The 2,090-nt window shown below is 55.7% G+C and carries 2 protein-coding genes and 2 pseudogenes; 1 reads left to right on the top strand and 3 read right to left on the bottom strand.

Annotation, left to right across the window (positions count from 1 at the left end; all coding sequences use genetic code 11):
• A pseudogene (locus ACX12L_RS22885) lies at nucleotides 1-109 on the top strand (IS5/IS1182 family transposase); the annotation flags it as partial.
• 111 nt (nucleotides 110-220) lie between these two features.
• Here ACX12L_RS22885 and ACX12L_RS22880 read toward each other — a convergent pair.
• The 3 genes and pseudogenes from ACX12L_RS22880 to ACX12L_RS22870 form a co-directional block, all read right to left on the bottom strand.
• Nucleotides 221-697, bottom strand: coding sequence for a helix-turn-helix domain-containing protein (locus ACX12L_RS22880; RefSeq protein WP_459264563.1), 477 nt, complete (start codon nucleotides 695-697; stop codon nucleotides 221-223).
• 228 nt (nucleotides 698-925) lie between these two features.
• Complete coding sequence (locus tag ACX12L_RS22875) at nucleotides 926-1,777, bottom strand: hypothetical protein (RefSeq protein ID WP_459264562.1); 852 nt, start codon at nucleotides 1,775-1,777, stop codon at nucleotides 926-928.
• Between the two features lie 204 nt (nucleotides 1,778-1,981).
• A pseudogene (locus ACX12L_RS22870) lies at nucleotides 1,982-2,090 on the bottom strand (IS5/IS1182 family transposase); the annotation flags it as partial.

Raw genomic sequence — 2,090 nt, 5'->3', positions numbered from 1 at the left:
CGGACGGCTCAAGCAGTTCCGACGCATCGCCACGCGCTACGACCGCAAGGCCGCCCACTTCATGGCCTTCCTCTGCCTCGCTGCAAGTCTGGCTTGGCTGACAGATTGAATGTCGATTCAACCTAGGCCCGCTACCTGCAACAGGTCCGCCAATTTATGGTCATGCCTCAACCCGGCAATCAGACGCGCTTTGTCGGCGCAGCTGACCTCTTCGACCGGATCAAGGCCTGCAATTTTTTTGGTACGCGACCTCCGCGCGCAGTCGGTCGTTCTCTTCCCGCAGGGTTTTCTCCGCATCGGCAACGACCGTGCTCGACGGTGCTGCAGAGCGTCGTTTTGGCTTCATCTTGGGCTGTTCTTCTTTCCCGCTCTCGCGCGCCTGTAGGCGGCCTTGATCGAGATTGCGCCGCCAGACCACGATCTGGTTGGGATTGCGGATGTCATAGAGCGCCGCGACCTGACGGCTGGAAAGCTGCTCGCGATCCTGATGAGCCAGCACCTGCAACTTGAACTGCGCACTGTACGCGCTGCGCTTGGGGCGCAAACCGTCGATGCCGTGCAGGCGGTAGTGGCTCACCCACGTGCGGACCTTCTCCTCGGGAACCGACCACCGCCGAGCCAAAAGCTTCGCGCCGCCTTCGCCTGCCAAGAAGCTTTGGACCACTTCCAGCTTGAACTCTGTTTCGTACTTCTTCATGAAACCCCTTGAAGTTCGTCCAACTTCTGGGGGGCAGTTCAATCCCCGGGGCGATTCACACCGCCTCAACGCTCGTGCCCAACTCGGCCTGTTTCAACGCAAAGGCGATCTGATCCTCAGTGAACTTGCTCTTCTTCACGACATGCTCCTGCCCCAAAAAGGGCCTTCATCATGCCGGTCGTTCTGTTACCGAACGGTTCGAAATCCTGAGACAGGGTTAGGTCAGTATCAAGATGAATGTAACAACGGTGTGAGCTGGAACCGTTCGGCCACTTGCTCAAGATCAAAATTGAGATCAAGCTCTTCGCCCTTATGGTTCGATTTTTTATAGTAGCCAGGGTATCCGATCTCGCTACAGTGGCCGCTGAGGTATTTCTTCTCCTCAAGGCGCAATATTTTTTTTTGATAACGCTTTTCCCAATACCTAACACCCACGCCGCTGTCATAGTAGTAGGTAGCGCGCTCAGCTCGTTCGGCGAGAGGAGTTTTAGGATGGGATTCAAAATTCCGCCACCACCCACAGCCGTGCTCAAATTGGTGGCGGCTGGCACCAGCCGTAGTGCAACCAAGGAGTTCCCAGTAGCGGTGCTGTTTGATCCGGAACACGTTGCGTAGTCCGCCGGTAGAATACACTGCAGCGATCCCCCCGTCGGGCAGTTCCGCAAATTGGTGCGCAATGTCTATTAGCTGCGGCATGGACATCACCAGATCGGCGTGCCAGAAAGCAAGGCGATCAGCCCACAGGAACGCAAATTCCAATGGAAAATGCGGCCACATAACCTTGAGACCGAGGTCGGCATTGAAATCCAAGAATATAGCCTCGGAAATTACATCGAGCGACTTCGGCTGGCAATTTGGGTCAAACCCCACTACTGGAGTCCATCCAACAGCGGCCACCATGCGCTGTTGCAGCAGGGACCAGTTATGCGAGATGTTCCAGCAAAGCCACAGCTTTTTTTCGCTCCCAACTGCAACTCTCCATTTATCTGCGGCAGCATAGATCCTCTCAAGCGGGATGTCAAATCCGTTCCAATCCCCGGTTCCGTTTCTCCCGTCGGTTCTGACTGTGTCCCAGCCCATGGTCACTCCTCGGTTAAATAAACAAAATGCTGCATGTCAGTGTGTATTGACCCAGCGGTTTCTACACAGATCAGGCCGCTAAAACATAAGTGTCGCATCCCAGACGATCATATGGCCGCTTGTGGAACAGTTATCGGTCTTTGAGCGTTCTGATCACGCGCTCGACCACGCCGTTCTGCTGCAGGCCCTAGGTTGAATCGACATTCAATCTGTCAGCCAAGCCAGACTTGCAGCGAGGCAGAGGAAGGCCATGAAGTGGGCGGCCTTGCGGTCGTAGCGCGTGGCGATGCGTCGGAACTGCTTGAGCCGTCCG

It is taken from the genome of Alicycliphilus sp. T452 (assembly GCF_054512775.1).
The sequence above is the reverse complement of the archived record's forward strand: the minus strand, read 5'-3'. Positions and strand labels throughout refer to the sequence as shown.